This is a genomic window from Pseudomonas sp. PAMC25584, assembly GCF_058135675.1.
On record NZ_CM176870.1, the window covers coordinates 1,773,316 to 1,790,062 of the forward strand.

17 protein-coding genes are annotated in these 16,747 nt (G+C 60.9%); 8 read left to right on the forward strand and 9 right to left on the reverse strand.

Annotated elements, in window-relative coordinates; genetic code table 11:
- Positions 1 to 169: 169 nt before the first annotated feature.
- Positions 170 to 1,156: a tRNA dihydrouridine(20/20a) synthase DusA gene (gene dusA / locus ACS5Q8_RS08215; RefSeq protein ID WP_247402252.1), complete on the reverse strand. Its 987-nt coding sequence runs from the start codon at positions 1,154 to 1,156 to the stop codon at positions 170 to 172.
- A 400-nt stretch (positions 1,157 to 1,556) separates the two neighbouring features.
- On the opposite strand from dusA, the gene ACS5Q8_RS08220 reads away from it, so the two are divergent.
- Positions 1,557 to 1,928, forward strand: a complete 372-nt coding sequence (locus ACS5Q8_RS08220) for a DUF6124 family protein (protein ID WP_465160040.1) — start codon at positions 1,557 to 1,559, stop codon at positions 1,926 to 1,928.
- A 146-nt stretch (positions 1,929 to 2,074) separates the two neighbouring features.
- A complete protein-coding gene (locus ACS5Q8_RS08225; RefSeq protein ID WP_276197099.1) occupies positions 2,075 to 2,296 on the forward strand; it encodes a hypothetical protein in 222 nt (73 codons plus the stop codon).
- Between the two features lie 96 nt (positions 2,297 to 2,392).
- Here ACS5Q8_RS08225 and ACS5Q8_RS08230 read toward each other — a convergent pair whose 3' ends face one another.
- Positions 2,393 to 3,580, reverse strand: a complete 1,188-nt coding sequence (locus ACS5Q8_RS08230; protein ID WP_465160041.1) for an MFS transporter — start codon at positions 3,578 to 3,580, stop codon at positions 2,393 to 2,395.
- Between the two features lie 503 nt (positions 3,581 to 4,083).
- Between ACS5Q8_RS08230 and mqo the strand changes: the two genes are divergently transcribed.
- Complete coding sequence (mqo, locus tag ACS5Q8_RS08235) at positions 4,084 to 5,730, forward strand: malate dehydrogenase (quinone) (RefSeq protein ID WP_276197101.1); 1,647 nt, start codon at positions 4,084 to 4,086, stop codon at positions 5,728 to 5,730.
- Between the two features lie 64 nt (positions 5,731 to 5,794).
- Here mqo and ACS5Q8_RS08240 read toward each other — a convergent pair whose 3' ends face one another.
- Positions 5,795 to 6,466 (reverse strand): NADPH-dependent F420 reductase, encoded by a 672-nt coding sequence (locus ACS5Q8_RS08240; protein WP_465160042.1) that lies wholly within the window; start codon positions 6,464 to 6,466, stop codon positions 5,795 to 5,797.
- Positions 6,467 to 6,565: 99 nt separating this feature from the next.
- Between ACS5Q8_RS08240 and ACS5Q8_RS08245 the strand changes: the two genes are divergently transcribed.
- Both ACS5Q8_RS08245 and ACS5Q8_RS08250 read left to right on the forward strand, forming a co-directional pair.
- Positions 6,566 to 7,462 carry a LysR family transcriptional regulator gene (locus tag ACS5Q8_RS08245; RefSeq protein ID WP_276197103.1) on the forward strand — a complete coding sequence of 299 codons (897 nt, stop codon included), beginning with the start codon at positions 6,566 to 6,568 and terminating at the stop codon, positions 7,460 to 7,462.
- A gap of 176 nt (positions 7,463 to 7,638) precedes the next feature.
- Positions 7,639 to 7,968 carry a hypothetical protein gene (locus tag ACS5Q8_RS08250; RefSeq protein ID WP_276197104.1) on the forward strand — a complete coding sequence of 110 codons (330 nt, stop codon included), beginning with the start codon at positions 7,639 to 7,641 and terminating at the stop codon, positions 7,966 to 7,968.
- A gap of 7 nt (positions 7,969 to 7,975) precedes the next feature.
- On the opposite strand, the gene ACS5Q8_RS08255 is transcribed toward ACS5Q8_RS08250, so the two are convergent.
- The 4 genes from ACS5Q8_RS08255 to ACS5Q8_RS08270 all read right to left on the reverse strand — a co-directional run bounded on the left by ACS5Q8_RS08255 (position 7,976) and on the right by ACS5Q8_RS08270 (position 11,143).
- A complete protein-coding gene (locus ACS5Q8_RS08255) occupies positions 7,976 to 8,371 on the reverse strand; it encodes a type II toxin-antitoxin system VapC family toxin (RefSeq protein WP_276197105.1) in 396 nt (131 codons plus the stop codon).
- Complete coding sequence (locus tag ACS5Q8_RS08260; RefSeq protein WP_465160043.1) at positions 8,368 to 8,682, reverse strand: AbrB/MazE/SpoVT family DNA-binding domain-containing protein; 315 nt, start codon at positions 8,680 to 8,682, stop codon at positions 8,368 to 8,370. Before ACS5Q8_RS08260 ends, ACS5Q8_RS08255 begins: the two co-directional genes overlap by 4 nt.
- Before the next feature lie 111 nt (positions 8,683 to 8,793).
- A complete protein-coding gene (gene ppnN, locus ACS5Q8_RS08265) occupies positions 8,794 to 10,167 on the reverse strand; it encodes a nucleotide 5'-monophosphate nucleosidase PpnN (RefSeq protein ID WP_276197107.1) in 1,374 nt (457 codons plus the stop codon).
- 151 nt (positions 10,168 to 10,318) lie between these two features.
- The gene (locus ACS5Q8_RS08270) at positions 10,319 to 11,143 is read right to left on the reverse strand and encodes an aspartyl/asparaginyl beta-hydroxylase domain-containing protein (protein ID WP_276197108.1); all 825 of its coding nucleotides are present in this window, start codon (positions 11,141 to 11,143) and stop codon (positions 10,319 to 10,321) included.
- A gap of 320 nt (positions 11,144 to 11,463) precedes the next feature.
- On the opposite strand from ACS5Q8_RS08270, the gene fabV reads away from it, so the two are divergent.
- Both fabV and ACS5Q8_RS08280 read left to right on the forward strand, forming a co-directional pair.
- The gene (gene fabV / locus ACS5Q8_RS08275) at positions 11,464 to 12,657 is read left to right on the forward strand and encodes an enoyl-ACP reductase FabV (protein ID WP_276197109.1); all 1,194 of its coding nucleotides are present in this window, start codon (positions 11,464 to 11,466) and stop codon (positions 12,655 to 12,657) included.
- Between the two features lie 159 nt (positions 12,658 to 12,816).
- Positions 12,817 to 13,440, forward strand: coding sequence for an HAD family hydrolase (locus ACS5Q8_RS08280; RefSeq protein ID WP_465160044.1), 624 nt, complete (start codon positions 12,817 to 12,819; stop codon positions 13,438 to 13,440).
- Here ACS5Q8_RS08280 and ACS5Q8_RS08285 read toward each other — a convergent pair.
- Positions 13,437 to 14,342: a LysR family transcriptional regulator gene (locus ACS5Q8_RS08285; protein WP_276197111.1), complete on the reverse strand. Its 906-nt coding sequence runs from the start codon at positions 14,340 to 14,342 to the stop codon at positions 13,437 to 13,439. The two genes, ACS5Q8_RS08280 and ACS5Q8_RS08285, sit on opposite strands and share 4 nt — an antisense overlap.
- A 102-nt stretch (positions 14,343 to 14,444) precedes the next feature.
- On the opposite strand from ACS5Q8_RS08285, the gene ACS5Q8_RS08290 reads away from it, so the two are divergent.
- Positions 14,445 to 15,614 carry an aspartate aminotransferase family protein gene (locus ACS5Q8_RS08290; RefSeq protein WP_247401556.1) on the forward strand — a complete coding sequence of 390 codons (1,170 nt, stop codon included), beginning with the start codon at positions 14,445 to 14,447 and terminating at the stop codon, positions 15,612 to 15,614.
- A 116-nt stretch (positions 15,615 to 15,730) separates the two neighbouring features.
- Here the strand turns inward: ACS5Q8_RS08290 and punR are convergent, their stop codons facing one another.
- A complete protein-coding gene (gene punR, locus ACS5Q8_RS08295) occupies positions 15,731 to 16,645 on the reverse strand; it encodes a DNA-binding transcriptional activator PunR (protein ID WP_247395832.1) in 915 nt (304 codons plus the stop codon).
- Between the last annotated feature and the right edge of the window lie 102 nt (positions 16,646 to 16,747).

Genomic DNA, 16,747 nt, shown 5'->3' on the forward strand with positions numbered 1-16,747 from the left:
GCGCTGGCAGGCGCTCAAGGGCGCAAATGCGTTCGATCGTTTGCGAGGGCAACAACCTGAAAACAGCCGTTTGAATGACTGGCCTTGCTGCTAAATAGGAGGGCAAGATCGCCCGCAGGTTCAACCCAACAGCCCAATGAACACCGCGATAAACAGGTGGGCGCCGGTTTCACCGGCCCTCCAGCAACCCCGCCGCCTGATCCAGCAACGCCAACGGATCACTCGCTTTATGAATATCCACCGACAACAACTGCCTGAACTTGCGCGCCCCAGGGAAACCCGTCCCCAACCCCAGCACATGCCGCGTAATGTGATGCATCGAGCCACCGCTCGCCAAATGCTCCGCGATATAAGGCCGCAACTGCGCCAACGCCTCTGCCCGACTGATCACCGGCCGCGCACTGCCAAACAACTGCTGATCCACCTCCGCCAGCACATACGGATTGTGATAAGCCTCCCGGCCCAGCATCACCCCGTCAAACGTCTGTAAATGCTCTTGGCACTGTTCCAGCGTCTTGATCCCACCGTTGAGAATAATCTCCAACTCGGCAAAATCCCGCTTCAACTGCGCCGCCACGTCATACCGCAACGGCGGAATGTCGCGATTCTCCTTCGGCGACAACCCCTCCAGAATCGCAATCCGCGCATGCACGGTAAAACTGGTACACCCCGCATCCTTCACCTGCCCGACGAAATCACACAACTGGGCGTAACTGTCCCGCCCATTGATCCCGATCCGGTGCTTCACCGTCACCGGAATCGACACCGCATCGCGCATCGCCTTCACGCAATCCGCCACCAACGCCGGATGGCCCATCAGGCACGCGCCGATCATGTTGTTCTGCACCCGATCGCTGGGGCAGCCGACGTTCAGGTTCACTTCGTCGTAACCGGCAGCCTCGGCCATTCGGGCACAGGCGGCCAGATCGGCGGGAACACTGCCGCCCAGTTGGAGGGCGAGCGGGTGCTCGGCGTCGTTGTGGCGCAGGAAGCGATCGTGATCGCCGTGGAGGATCGCGCCGGTGGTGACCATCTCGGTGTAGAGCAGGGCGTGTTTGGAGAGCAGGCGTAGGAAGAACCGGCAGTGGCGGTCGGTCCAGTCCATCATCGGTGCGACAGAAAAGCGGCGGGAGAGTGGAGCGGTTTGTAGGGACATTGGCGATCTGAGTCAGCGAGGCGAATGGCGCAGTTTATCAGGGATGTCTCTTGGGTGTCGGGGAGGTGTATTCCCGCTTCGTTATGCCCTATGGATGGCAACTGAGCCAATTTGTCGACGCTGGCGAAAATGGCATCGGAGACGGCATCAGCCGCGTAAGAGGCAAGATCAATGAGGCAAGATCAATAGTTAGCGTCGCCTTTCAGGGAATATCGGGGGGCGGCCCCCAGTATTACGGAGGCGGACCAGTATCACCCCGGAAATTTCCCACACTTTTCTTAGCTTGCCCGTCAGACCACCCATCGCTAACCTTCCCCAGCCGCTGTAAACCCAGCGGCCGGAGGTGGAAGTCCGTATAGCTAAGGCGTTTTAACTCCCGACAATATTTGGAGCTTCGCCCATGCACAAAAAAACACGCAATCCCTACGTCGATCACAATACTGCTCCCGTCGACACCAAGCTCCACGCCGCCGCTCAACGAGCAATCGATCATTACCTGTTCCCCACGAACAAAAACGACGACGCACCCACCAATCACCCCAGCAACAACCTATTCCTCGTCAGCCCCGACATAGACACCGAAACCCTCCTGGCCAACGCCTCCGAAAACCTCGCGTCCGCCAGCGAAATGGCCGCTACAGTGGCTTTTAACCTCGACGACTCCCAGCGCGCCATTGTCTTGGGCATTCAGCAACTGATCGACCTGAGCGCTCTACTCGTTGACCGAGCCCAGGACCAAGTCGCTCGTGTCATTCGCCCGGCTACGGCCTGACAACCCCCTCCCGCCGCCTTACCCCAAGGCGGCAACCTGAACCCATCCTGTCCCCTGGCGAAGTTTCATCATTCCCCGCGCCTTTGAGGCCTACGATCATCTCCACGGGAAGCCCCCCGCGCTTCCAGCCCATAGGGAACTGAAAAATGATCTCGAACCTCGTCAAAGTCGTGATGATCGCTGGCACGTTGTTGCTGGGTGCTTGTTCGTCGGGTTCGTCGGGCGTGAGTAGCGACCCTTGCTTTTCAGGGGGATGCCAGGCGTTTGGTGACCACAGTCCCAACAAAGCCGCCAAGATGAATTTTGGCGGCAGCGGGCTGGGGAGTAGTTATGGTGAGTACGGTTCGGGGTTGTTGCATGATGACTGATGGGGCGGGGCAGTCATTGATGTGTTGACTGACCCACCGCTATCGGAGCAAACCCCCTCCCACATTGAAGCGCGCGGTGGTTTCGCAAGTGTGGCGTTAGTGGCCGCCTTTCATGCGGCGGGCGATCAGGTAGATGATTAGGCCGACGAGCGCTGTGGCTGCGCCGATATAACCGGTACTTGTCCAGCCGAGCCCAGCGGTGATCGCCATCCCGCCAAACCACGGCCCCAGCGCGTTCGCCAGGTTGAACGCCGCGTGGTTGGACGCTGCCGCCAGGCTTGGCGCTTCGTGGGCGATGTCCATCAGGCGGATCTGCAGCGGGGCGGCCAACGACACCATGGTGCCGACCAGGCCCATGCTCAGCAGTACGCTCCACAGCGAGCCGGCGGCGAAGGGGAAGAACAGCAGCACCGCCATCGACCACACCAATATCAAACCCACCGCGCGAAACTGCAGGCGATCGAACAGCTTGCCGCCGGCGATGTTGCCGATGATGCCGCCCACGCCAAACGCGGCCAGGCCAAAGGGAATCCATTGCGGCGTGACTTTGGTCACTTCGAGCATGGTCGGGGCCAGGTAGCTGAACACGCAGAACATCCCGGCAAAGCCGATGGCGCCAATGGCCAGGGCCATCCACACCTGCGGTTTGGTGAACGCGCGCAGTTCTTTGCGTGGGTCGCTGCGCGGTTCGTCGCGGCGGTCGGGGACGAACTGCCAGACGAGGGCGATGGTGCACAGGGCGAGCACGCTGACGAGGGCGAAGGCCGAGCGCCAGCCGAGGTGTTGGCCGAGGAAGGTGGCGATGGGGTTGCCGAGCAGCATGGCCAGGGTCAGGCCCATCATGACCCGCGCGACGGCGCCGGCGCGTTTGTCGGTGGGCACCATGCTGGAGGCGACGACGGCGGCGATGCCGAAGTAGGCGCCGTGGGGCAGGCCACTGATAAAGCGGAAGGCTACCAGTGAGCCGAAGGTCGGGGTGAACGCAGTGGCGAGGTTGCCCAGCGCATACAGGCCCATCAGCAGCAGGAGCATGTGTTTGCGTAGCAACTTGGCGCCGAGGATGGCCAGCAGTGGCGCGCCGACCATCACGCCCAGCGCGTAGGCGCTGATGGCATGGCCGACCTGGGGTTCGCTTAAACCCAGGTTGTGGGCGATGTCGGGCATCAGTCCCATGATGGCGAATTCGCCGGTACCGATCGCGAAAGCGCCCACGGCCATGGCAGCTTCCATTTTGGCGGCGCTGCGCGCGGGCAGGACGTGCCCGGGTGTTTGGTGGATAGACATGGATCGCTCTGTGTTGAAGGGTGTACGAGGCGGAGCCGCCGATGCTACGCAAGCGGCAGTGAGGGTGTCTAGAACCGCCTTTTACACGAGAGTTCCCTGCCGCTGACAACCCTGTGACCCCACGTCGCGCCCGTCGGGCTTGACACTAACCCTGATCAACCTTGTCAAAACCCCTGTTTTAGAGCTGTCTATTAGCCAAACAGCGCATATCGGCGGTATGGCGTGATATTCTGCGCGCCATCTTGGTCTAGTCTTTCTCCGGAACGTACACCCGTATACGTCCCGGCGGCTGGCTGTCGCCCAGGTAGCTGAAGCCAATAATGATAAGAAGTCAGCGCAGAAGGGACATAAAAGTGAGGTCGATACGTCGGCCTTGTGTGCCCACCCTGCGGTCCTTGAATGAATGTGCAAACCCCACGGTGCGTTGCCTGGCGCAGCGTGATCGAGGGTTCGCCAGGCTCAGGGGCAGTGGGGCGGATGGCGTTTTATCATAGGTGCTACTGATGTTTAAGAAAGTAAACACTGCCCTGCTGGGGTTGGCTTTGTCGATGGGGATCACGTCCGTTCACGCGGAAGAGGCAAAGAAAGTCGATGTGCTGCTGATCGGCGGCGGCATCATGAGTGCGACCCTGGGTGTCTGGCTTAACGAGCTGGAACCGAGCTGGTCGATGGAAATGGTCGAGCGCCTCGATGGCGTCGCCGAAGAAAGCTCCAACGGTTGGAACAACGCCGGTACCGGTCACTCGGCCCTGGCTGAGCTGAACTACACCCCGGAAGACAAGAACGGCAACGTTGAGATCCCGAAAGCGGTCGAAATCAACGAAGCGTTCCAGATCTCCCGTCAGTTCTGGTCCTGGCAGGTCCAGCAGGGCGTGCTGAAGAACCCGCGTTCGTTCATCAACTCCACACCGCACATGAGCTTTGTGTGGGGCGATGACAACATCAAGTTCCTGAAAAAGCGTTACGAAGCCTTGCAAGCGAGCCCGCTGTTCGCCGGCATGCAGTACTCCGAAGACCCGGCGCAGATCGCCAAGTGGGTTCCGCTGATGATGGAAGGGCGTGACCCGAACCAGAAAATCGCGGCCACCTGGAGCCCGCTGGGTACGGACATGAACTTCGGCGAGATCACCCGCCAGTTCGTCGCTCACCTGCAAACCACGCCCAAGTTCGACCTGAAACTGTCGAGCGAAGTGCAGGACATCACCCGCAACGCCGACGGTTCGTGGCGTGTGAGCTACAAAAACCTGAAAGACGGCACCAAGACCGAAACCGACGCCAAGTTCGTGTTCATCGGCGCGGGCGGCGGTGCACTGCACCTGCTGCAAAAGTCGGGCATTCCTGAAGCCAAGGACTACGCTGCCTTCCCGGTTGGCGGTTCGTTCCTGGTGACCGATAACCCAGCCATCGCCGAGCAGCACCTGGCCAAGGCCTACGGTAAGGCTTCGGTTGGCGCGCCGCCGATGTCGGTTCCGCACCTGGACACCCGTGTGCTGGATGGCAAGCGCGTGATTCTGTTTGGCCCATTCGCGACCTTCTCGACCAAGTTCCTGAAAGAGGGCTCGTACCTGGACCTGCTGACCAGCACTACCACCCACAACATCTGGCCAATGACCCGCGTCGGTGTGCGTGAATACCCACTGGTCGAGTACCTTGCTGGCCAGTTGATGCTGTCGGATGACGACCGCTACAACGCCCTGAAAGAGTACTTCCCGAACGCCAAGAAAGAAGACTGGCGCCTGTGGCAAGCCGGTCAGCGCGTGCAGATCATCAAGCGTGACGAAGAGCAGGGCGGCGTGCTGAAACTCGGCACCGAAGTGGTCAGCTCTGCTGACAACACCATCGCCGGCCTGTTGGGCGCATCGCCAGGCGCATCGACTGCGGCGCCGATCATGCTGACCGTGCTGCAGAAAGTGTTCAAGGACAAGGTGGCGACCCCGGCCTGGCAGGAAAAACTGCATCAGATCGTGCCAAGCTATGGCACTAAGCTGAACGACAGTCCTGAGGCTGTTGCCAAAGAATGGGCCTACACCGCCGGTATCTTGCAACTGACCCCACCACCTGCGATTCCGCAGATGACCGCTCCCAAGGCCACCGAGGCTGCCAAGCCTGCGGCTGAGCCGAGCAAGCCGGCGTCTGATCTGGCGCTGTAAGAAACACCCAATAAAAAGCTCGCTGAACCGTTAACGGTCAGCGAGCTTTTTAGTGGGCGGCTGTTTAAGTCAGGGTGTGCGCCCGGTTGACCGCAGGCAGCTCAACGGTGCGTTCGGCCGCAGCCAGGGCCACCCTCAGCTCGGCCTGGTCCAGCGCCACGCAATACGCCGGTTTGGCCCGCTCAAACCGCCAGCTTTCATCCAGCCCACCGGCATCCACGGCGTCAAAGCCGAGCTCATCGAGCAACTGGATCACTTGCGCTTTTGCCGCAGCGTCATCCGCAGCCACCGGCAGTGCGCGGCGGTCGGGGGCGCCGTGAGGGCGGGCATCCTGCGCCAGGTCTGGCGCAAAGATCGCGTTGAACACCTTCACCACGTGCGAATGCGGCAAATGCTCGGCGAGCAGCCGGCTGGTGGTGGTTTCAAAACGGTCCAGCTCAGGGATGTGCCCGTCGCGATCGGGGTAGTAATTGTTGGCGTCCATCACTGTTTTGCCTTCCAGCCACTGCGCGGGCACGCTGCGGTAATGTTCCAGGGGAATCGCCACGAGCACCACGTCACCAAATTGTGCCGCGTCTTGCGCGCTGCCCACTTGAACGCCCCAAATGCCGCTGAGTACGCTGCTCATGGTCTGGGGGCCACGGGAGTTGCTCAACATCACTTCATGCCCGGCCGCCAGCGCCAGTTGGGCCACCGCGCGCCCGATGAAACCTGCTCCAATCACGCCAATCTTCATGGCCTAGCTCCTGCAAAGTAGGGGAGCGGTTATGATGATTGGTAGCCAATGGGTGATAAATGAGCGTTGTGACGTGGCTGTTATTACTGGGAGTGGGGAATGATGGACCGTCTTTCGAGCATGAATGCCTTTGTGACTGCCGCTGAGTTGGGCTCTTACGCGCGAGCCGCGGTGCGTTTGAACATGTCAGCGCAGATGGTGGCCAAGCATGTCGCCGCGCTGGAACAGCGCCTGGGCGCGCGCTTGCTCAATCGCACCACGCGCCGGCAGAGCCTGACGGAGTTGGGTAGCGCTTACTACGAGCGTTGCAAACATATCCTGACGGAGGCCGAGGCCGCCGACTCCCTGGCGCAGATCATGAATGACACCCCACGCGGCAAGCTGAAAATTACCGCCCCGGTGACCTTCGGCTCCTACAGCCTGATGCCTCTGGTGACCGCGTTTTTGCGTGACAACCCTGAGGTAAGCATCGACCTGCACCTCACCGATCGTTTCGTCGATCTGGTGGAAGAAGGCTACGAAGCCGCCTTCCGCATTGGCCCCCCAGCGATCACGGGGTTAACCGCCAGACCCCTGGCGCCGTATCGTCTGGTGGCCTGCGCGGCGCCTGCCTACTTGGCGGCACGGGGCACACCGCTGCGGCCGGCGGACCTTCAACAGCATGAATGCTTGGGCTATGCCTTCTGGTCACGTCCGGCGGATCGCGAATGGGTGTTCCACCAGGGCTCGGTCCCGCACACCGTACAGGTTGCCAGCCGTTTGCAGATCAACGAAAGCAGGGCCTTGATGTCGGCTGCGCTGGACGGGTTTGGCATTGTGCTCGGAGCGGAAGATTTTCTGCGCCCCGCCCTAGCCAGGGGCGAGTTGGTACAGGTGCTGCCGGACTTTGAGGCGCCGAGCCGGCCCATGCATTTGGTCTACACCGCCAACCGCCAGCGTACCGCCAAGTTGCGAGGCTTTGTCGAGGCTGTGCTGGAGCGTTTCGGCCCGGCTTGAGTGTTCAAACCGCGACGCTGCCTCCCGTCTGTTCCTGTGGATGCACTGTCAGCAGGTTCAGCAACCTGACAGACACCACCTGTTAAAAAGTACCCAGGCCTTGCAGGAGCGCGGCTGCAACAAAGGGGGATTTTTTACTGATGCAGGTGTTGGGCGTTAGCGCCCGAGGGGTTTATATGTTGCTACGTTATGCAGCATTGGTGGCCATGGTCGTCGCGGCATCCGGCTGTGTGCAAGAGCGTGTCGTGCATGAGCGGCGACCGGTGCAACGTGAGTACGTCGAAGTGGTCGCCCCACAACCGCCGCCGATGCAAGTGATCGAAGTCGAGCCGGTTGTACGCGAAGGTTATGTATGGTCACGCGGGTATTGGCGTTGGGAAGGTGGACGCTATGTGGCTGTACACGGCCATTGGGAGGCGGTGCGTGAGGGCTACCGCTATGTGCATCCGCACTGGGTGCAGCGAAATGATGGTTACCACTGGCAGCATGGTGGCTGGGTTCGCTGAACCCCGCTCAGGCCAATCGCTTCATGCCCGGGGCCTTGGCCGCGTCGAGGTCAAAGGTGGCGGTGTACTCGCAGCCGGCTGCGTGTGCGCAGCGCGCGATCAAACAGTCGGCGAAATCGGCTTTGTTTGCCGAGAACCGCCGGAGCGCCTGCCAGACGATCTCGGCATGTTCGATGATCAATTCACGGGTACGCAGCAGCGTTTCCAGCACCGTCACCACGTCGCTCTTGGCGCACTGATAGCAACTTTGTAAAACCCATACCAACTCCACCACCGACACCAGGCTGACAAAGCCTGGCGACAGGGTGGTGAGGGATTCGATCAGCTCGGACGCCTTGGCGGATTGGACCGGATCATCCTGAGTGACATAGCGCACCAGCACATTGGTATCCAGGCCGATCATTGGGCTTTTGCTCCCTGTGCCGCAATGGCGCGGTTCATGTCCTCGATGGAGATGGCCTGGGCAGGCTTGCGGATCAACCCCTTGAGGTCTTGAACGGTTTTGCTCGCGGCAATAATGGAAAATTTGCCGTCTTCCATTTCGACGAATTCGACCCGGTCTCCCGTTTCCAGGCCCAGGGCGGTCCTGACTTGGACGGGGATGGTGATTTGTCCTTTTGAAGTAAGCGTGGCGGTCGCCATGTTGAAGGTCTCCAGCGTGATGCTCCTTACCTTAGGGTAAGGAGTGTGGGAGAACAAGATCCGTTGGTCCATAGGTCGCTCCTCGGGTGTGGGTCAGTCGGGCTTCGTAAAAACGATAGCCCGACGCTTCCCGCCGACAAGCCTGAACACAAGGTTAAAGCACTACAGCATGTGTGGGCTGACTTACTGCACCACGCGGTAGCACGGCACATACGCCGCGCCGCCCGGCAACTTCATGCGGTGCTGGGCGACGAACGCCTGGAGCAGTTCATCCAGTGGCTTCATGATGGCCGGGTCGCCATGGATCTCGTAAGGGCCGTTCTGTTCGATCAGGCGAATGCCCTTGTCCTTGACGTTGCCCGCCACGATCCCCGAGAACGCGCGACGCAGGTTGGCCGCCAGTTCATGGGGCGGCAGCGCGTGACTCAGTTGCAGGCTGGCCATGTTTTCGTGGGTCGGGTCGAACGGGCGCTGGAAGCCTTCGTCGATCTTCAACAGCCAGTTAAAGTGGAACGCATCGTTGCGCTCGCGGCGGAACTGCTTCACGGCCTTGAGCCCGGCGGTCATCTGGCGGGCCACTTCGGCTGGATCGTCGATGATGATCTGGTAGTGCGCCTGCGCCGCTTCGCCCAGCGTGGCGCCGACGAATGCGTGCAACTGTTGCAGGTACGGCGCCGCGTGTTTTGGCCCGGTGAGGATGACCGGGAACGGCACGTCGCGGTTGTCCGGGTGCATCAGGATGCCGAGTAAGTAGAGGAACTCTTCCGCCGTGCCGGCGCCGCCCGGGAAGATGATGATGCCGTGGCCGACGCGCACGAAGGCTTCCAGGCGCTTCTCGATGTCCGGCAGTATCACCAGCTCATTGACGATCGGGTTCGGCGCTTCGGCGGCGATGATGCCCGGCTCGGTCAGGCCCAGGTAGCGCCCGCCGCTGATGCGTTGCTTGGCGTGGGAAATGGTCGCGCCCTTCATCGGGCCTTTCATCACGCCGGGGCCGCAGCCTGTGCATATGTCGAGGCTGCGCAGGCCCAGTTCGTGGCCGACTTTCTTGGTGTATTTGTATTCTTCGGTGTTGATCGAGTGCCCACCCCAGCACACCACGATCTTCGGCTCGACACCCGGGCGCAGCGTGCGGGCGTTGCGCAACAGGTGGAACACGTAGTCGGTGATGCCCTGGGAGTTGCTCAGGTCGATGCGTTGGCTGTCCAGTTCGTTCTCGGTGTAGACGATGTCGCGCAGCGCGCTGAACAGCATTTCGCGGGTACTGGCGATCATTTCGCCATCGACGAAGGCGTCGGCCGGCGCGTTCAGCAGTTCCAGGCGCACGCCGCGATCCTGCTGGTGGATACGCACTTCAAAGTCTTTATAGGCGTCGAGGATGGTCTTGGCGTTGTCGATGTGTGCGCCGGTGTTGAGGATGGCCAGGGCGCACTGGCGGAACAGGGTATAGATGCTGCCGGAGCCGGCTTCGCTTAGTTGCTGGACTTCACGCTGGGAGAGTGTTTCGAGGCTGCCCTTGGGGCTGACGGAGGCATTGATGACTTGACGTTGGGGCATTCTGATTCCTTGAAAACGCAGCCACCGCGCCCTTCAGGGTGGCGCGATGGCTTGAGAATGGTGGGCGCCGAATTCGGTCGCACGAGACGGTTATTCTGGCCGCCTCGCGGGCAGGGCGCAAACACCGTCCAGCACCATCATGCCGCAGAACCTACTGAATCAGCTTCCAGTTTTTGTAGAAAAACCGCCGCAGCGTGAACACCACGCCTGCAAAACCTGCGATCACGGCGTTGAGGACGGAGGGCAACACGGTCGGCCGCACGATATCAATGAACAGGCAGTAGCGTTTGGCGTCGTTCTTGTTGAAGGATGCATGCATCAGCGTGTCATCGAAAATAAACAGCGGATCGTCGTGCCAGTAATGTTTGTGCTTGCCCACTTGGATGTACACGCCCTCGTGGTGGGGCGCCGGGGCCATGTTGTAGAGCACCCGGAACATCATGCGCAGTGGGCCGAAGTGGAAGGACGTCGAGCGGTTTTCGTTGAACACCGACACGCCGATGGTCTTCACGAACGGCAACTTCTTGCGCAGCTCCGGGATATCCAGGGTGGTTTCGATCGGTCGGCCGTACCATTGGAAAAACAGCATGCCGCGTTTCTTCTCGGCCATGCGCTCGTCCAGGTAGCCGATGATTTCATCCTTGTGGGCCATGGCGTCGTCGATCACCTGTTGCAGGTCTTCACGCCAGGCGGGCGGCAGGTCGCGCATCGTGTAGACGTGGCGGTTGCGGTTGCTCAGCAGGTCGAACAGGGTGTTGAACGGTGCCAGCAGCCAGGTATTGCGGCCGCTGCCGATGAAATATTTCTTGAACGTGTCGCCGTCATACAGACCGTTGCGCAGGAAATCATAGACCCCGCAGACCAGTACCAGGCCGAGGAACACCACGGTGGTCAGGGGGAAGAGGTAAATAATCAGCAAAACGCCGAGTGCCCAGGCGATCGACACGGCTTTTTTGCGTAAGGCAGACTTGTTCATGAAACTCAGCTCCAGCTGGACGCCATTCGACAGATCCAGGTCCGTGGCTGCGAGTGGTGGGGTGGCGAAACATATTGAAATAACCCCGTCATGATAAGGCGTTCTCAGCTAGATGGGCGTGTTAAATATTGCGAAATTGTGAAGAATTGACACGGTTTTTCACCCAAGACGAGGCTAATGCGGCGAGTTTTGGATTGGATTTTGTAAACAGAAGATTTGCGACTATCGTGACGCTTCGGTTTTTTGGACGTCATAGACCGGTACGATTACGTTGAATGGCCACCATTGGCCTTCGGCACCTTGGAAGAGGCAGAAATTTTATGATCATCAAACCGCGGGTTCGTGGCTTTATCTGTGTGACCGCTCACCCTGTTGGCTGTGAAGCGAACGTCAAGGAACAGATCGACTACGTGACTCAACACGGCGTCATCGAAGGCGGCCCGAAAAAGGTGCTGGTCCTCGGTGCTTCCACCGGTTATGGCCTGGCCGCGCGCATCAGTGCCGCGTTTGGCTGCGGCGCCGATACCCTGGGCGTGTTTTTTGAGAAAGAAGGCGAAGAAGGCAAGCTGAGCTCCGCCGGCTGGTACAACAGCGCCGCGTTTGAGAAGTTTGCCGTCGAAAAAGGCCTGTACGCCAAGAGCATCAATGGCGACGCGTTCTCCGACGAGATCAAGCGCCTGACCATCGAGACCATCAAGAAAGACCTGGGCAAGATCGACCTGGTGGTCTACAGCCTGGCCGCGCCACGCAGGACTGACCCGCAGGGCGTGGTGCACAACTCCACCCTCAAGCCGATCGGCAAAGCCGTGACCCTGCGCGGAATCAACACCGACAAGGGCGTCGTCGTCGACACCACCCTTGAGCCAGCCACCCAGGAAGAAATCGACGGCACCGTGAAAGTCATGGGCGGCGAAGACTGGCAGTTGTGGATCGACGCCCTGCGTGATGCGGACGTGTTGGCCGAAGGCGCCAAGACCACGGCATTCACTTACCTCGGCGAGAAGCTGACCCAGGATATCTACTGGAACGGTTCCATCGGCGAAGCCAAGAAGGACTTGGACAAAAAAGTCCTGACCCTGCGCGACAACCTGGCCGCACTGAAGGGCGACGCCCGGGTGTCGGTGCTCAAGGCAGTGGTCACCCAGGCCAGCTCCGCGATCCCGATCATGCCGCTGTACCTGTCGTTGCTGTTCAAAGTGATGAAAGAGCAGGGCACCCACGAAGGTTGCATCGAGCAGGTCTATGGCCTGTTCAAGGACAGCCTGTACGGCCGCGAGCCGACGCTCGACGCCGACGGCCGCCTGCGTGCCGACCTGGCCGAGCTGGAGCCGAAAGTCCAGGACGCCGTGGCCGCGCTGTGGAACCAAGTCACCGACGACAACGTCAACGAAATCAGCGATTTTGCCGGCTACAAGGCTGAGTTCCTGCGCTTGTTCGGCTTTGAGATCGACGGCGTGGACTACGAGGCTGACGTGAATCCGACCGTGAAGATCAACGGTCTGGTCCAAGCCTAAGTACGTTCGAAAAAAATGTGGGGGCGGGAAAACCCGCCCCACATTGGTTCTGCATAAGCCTCCCTATTTCGGAGTCTTCCTACACTCCATCGCGCTCCCGCTGCCGCCCTCGATCTGCCAGACTCCGTCCGCTATCAACTCACGCTAACGGAGGATCTGATGACGATTCGTGCAGTCGTTTTTGATTTTGGCGGTGTTCTGTTCGATTGGAGCCCGCAGCACCTGTACCGCAAGCTGATCGCCGATGATCAGGAACGGCAATGGTTCCTCGACAACATCTGCACCCAGGCCTGGAACACCGAGCAAGACGCCGGGCGCACCCTGGCCGAGGCGACGCGCAGCCTGGTCGCGCAATACCCCCATCACGAAACCTTGATCACGGCCTACTACGAGCGCTGGCATGAAATGCTGCGCGGGCCATTGCCGGAGGGCGTGGCTATTCTCAAGGCGCTGCATCACGCCGACATGCCGCTGTTCGGGCTCACCAATTGGTCGGCCGAGACGTTCCCCTATGCGCGGGCCAACTACTCGTTCCTGCAGTGTTTTCGCGACATTGTGGTTTCCGGCGAGTTGAAGCTGATCAAGCCCGACGCAGCGATTTATCACGCCAGCCTTGGCCAGGTGCGCGCTCACCTGCCGGATATCCAGCCTGGCGAAGTGGTGTTTATCGATGATGTCGCGGGCAATATCGACGCGGCCATTGCCCTGGGCTGGCAAGGCATTCACCACGTTTGCGCCGAGCGTACCGCTGAGCGACTGCGCGAATTGGGCGTGGGCTTTTAGCGCGCCCACTTCTCCAGGGCGAAATCCACGAAAGCCCGTAGTTTAGGCAGGCGATAACGATCCTGCCCGTACAGCAGATGCATGGGGCGGCAGGGCAGTTGATAGGTGGTCAGTAATGCCTCCAGCTTCCCGCTCTGCAGGTCGGGCTGCACCAGGGCATCGGGCAGCATGACGATGCCCATGCCTTGCACCGCCGCCTGGCGCAGGGCTTGCGAGCTGTTGATGGTCAGCGAGCCGGACACGGGGATCTCCACTTCGCCGTCCGCGCCGCTCATGCGCCACAGTTTGTCGGCGTTACGCCAATCGTCGCTTGAGGGGTAGGCGAATGCCAGGCAGTCGTGCTGTTGCAGATCTTCCGGCGTTTGCGGCGTGCCGCGTCGCGCCAGGTAATCCGGCGCGGCGCACAGGGTGATGGTGTAGTCCTGCAGGGGCCGGGCGATCAGGCTTGAGGGTTCCAACTCGCCCAGGCGGATGGCCACGTCAAAGCCGCTGTCGACCAGGTCCATGCGCTGATTACTGAGCACCACGTATAACTTGATCAGCGGGTAACGCTGGGAGAATTCGCTCAAGGCCGGCGCCAGGCGTTCGGTGCCGAAGGCGGGCGGTGCGGTGATGCGCAGGGTGCCCTTGGGCACGTCGCTGTGGGCCTGTTCGGCCAATTGCTCGGAGTCGGCCACCAGCCCCAGCACTTCGAGGCAGCGCTGGTAATACTGCCCGCCGAATTCGGTGAGGCTTTGCTTGCGCGTGGTGCGCTTGAGCAGGCTGACCCCCAGGCGTTGCTCCAGGGCGCGCAAGTGGTTGCCGACCATGGTGGTCGACATCCCGCAGGCCTGGGCCGCGGCGGTCATGCTGCCGGTCTCGACCACCTTTACGTACACCGACATCGCCTGGAACAGGTCCATTATCAAACCCTGGTTTAAAGTCATTGCATGAAAGCGCAGTTTATCCAGCTTGGGTGGCTAACGATACTGTCCCCATCCCAACCTGCACTGGAGCTTGCCACCATGACCGCCGCTTGCCTGATGACCACTTACCAACCCTTGGCCTTGAGCTTTGTGCGTGGCCTGGGCACGCGCCTGTGGGACCAGCAGGGCCGCGAATACCTGGACGCCGTGGCAGGCGTGGCCGTGACCAACGTCGGCCACTCGCATCCGAAACTGGTGGCTGCCATCAGCGAACAGGCTGGGTTGCTATTGCACACCTCCAACCTCTACAGCATCGATTGGCAACAACGCTTGGCCCTGCGTCTGACCCAACTGTCCGGGCTGGATCGCGCGTTCTTCAACAACTCCGGCGCCGAGGCCAACGAGACCGCGCTAAAACTGGCGCGGCTGCACGGCTGGAAAAAGGGCATTGAGGTGCCGTTGGTGGTGGTGATGGAGAACGCTTTCCACGGCCGCACGCTGGGCACCATGGCGGCCAGCGACGGGCCCTCGGTCCGCTTGGGGTTCCAGCGCTTGCCGGGGGATTTTCTCAAGGTCGGCTTTGGCGACCTGGCGGCGCTGGAGGCGATCACGCGAGCGTTTGGCACGCGCATTGCGGCGGTCTTGCTGGAACCGATCCAGGGCGAAAGCGGGGTGCAGATGGCGCCAGCCGGTTACCTGAAGGCCCTGCGCGCTCACTGCACGCGCCACGGTTGGCTGATGATGCTCGATGAAATCCAGACCGGCATCGGCCGCACCGGCGCCTGGTTTGCCTTCCAGCACGAGGGCATCGTGCCGGACGTGATGACCCTGGCCAAAGGCCTCGGCAACGGCGTGCCCATCGGCGCTTGTCTGGCCAGGACCGCCGTGGCCGAGTTGTTCACGCCGGGCAGTCACGGCAGCACCTTCGGCGGTAACCCATTGGCCTGCCGCGTAGGTTGCACCGTGCTGGACATTATCGAGGCGCAAGGCCTGTTACAGAACGCCGCGCAACAAGGCGAACGCTTGCTGGCGCGGCTGCGGGTGGAATTGAGTGAGCACCCGCAGGTCCTGGCGATTCGTGGGCAAGGCTTGATGATCGGGATCGAATTGGCCAGCCCTTATCGCGACCTGGCCCTGCGCGCCGCCCAGGAGCACGGGCTGCTGATCAACGTGACCCGGGGTAAGGTGATTCGCCTGCTGCCACCGCTGACCCTGGAGGCCAAGGAGGTAGACATGATCGTGCGGGCCATCACCCGCTTGCTGGATTGAAATGAGAGCCCCTGTGGGAGGGGGCTTGCCCCCGATGGCGGTGTGTCAGTTGCAGATTGGCCGACTGACACAGCGATCGGGAGCAAGCCCCCTTCCACAAGGGATTCCGCTGATCTTCAGAGGTCACTCCCATTCAACCACTCTTGGTTCATCGTCTCGCTATCCCCCAGGTATTCCAGCAACCAACTCATCGCCGGTGACAGTTTGTTCTGCGCCCACGCCACGCACGACGGGCTGGCCGGGAACGGCCGGCGCAGTTGCAGCGCGACCAACTCTCCACGTTCGATCCACGGCAACACCTGATGCGCCGGCGCCATGCCGACGCACAGACCGTCGCGCAGGCAGTCAATGGCCGAGGCCCAGTTCGGCACTACCAGACGGCGCTGGTTGTCCAGGGTCCAGGTATCGCGCTTGGGCAGGTTGCGCGACGTGTCGGTCATGCACAGGGACGCGAACGGGCGCAGTTGATCGTCACTGAGCAAACCGTCCAGCGCCGCCAGCGGGTGTTTCGCGCTGACCACACACAACCAGTTCAACAGGCCCATATCGCGAAACGTGAAGTGACTCGCCACCGGCACCGCGCTGGTGGCGCCGATCACGATGTCGGTGCGCTCATCGGCGAGGGCATCCCACACGCCGTTGTACACCTCGTACTCCAGCAGCAATTCCACGTCTGGGAACTGCCGATAGAAATCCAGCACCAACTGCCGGCAGCGCTGCGGCTTGACGATGGAGTCCACTGCGACCTTCAACTGGCCGCTCCAGCCATTGGCCACTTGCTGGCACAGGCGCCGTGTGCCGAGCATGGTTTTCATCACGCTACGGGCTTCGTCTATAAATAGACGGCCGGCGGGGGTGAGCTCTACGTCACGATGGCGCCGCACAAATAGGGGCACGGCCAGCCATTCTTCCAACTGACGCACCGTGTAGCTGATGGCTGACGGCACCCGGTGCAATTCCTGGGCGGCGGCGCTGAAGCTGCCATGGCGCGCGACGGCATCGACCACATCCAGGGAATATTCGGACCACATGGCGGCTGCCTTCAAATTAATTGATAGAAGTGTCCAATTATTATCGCTTCACAGCGAAACTGTCAGCTTCATAATGGGTAGTAGTCAGCAAATTGTTTGATG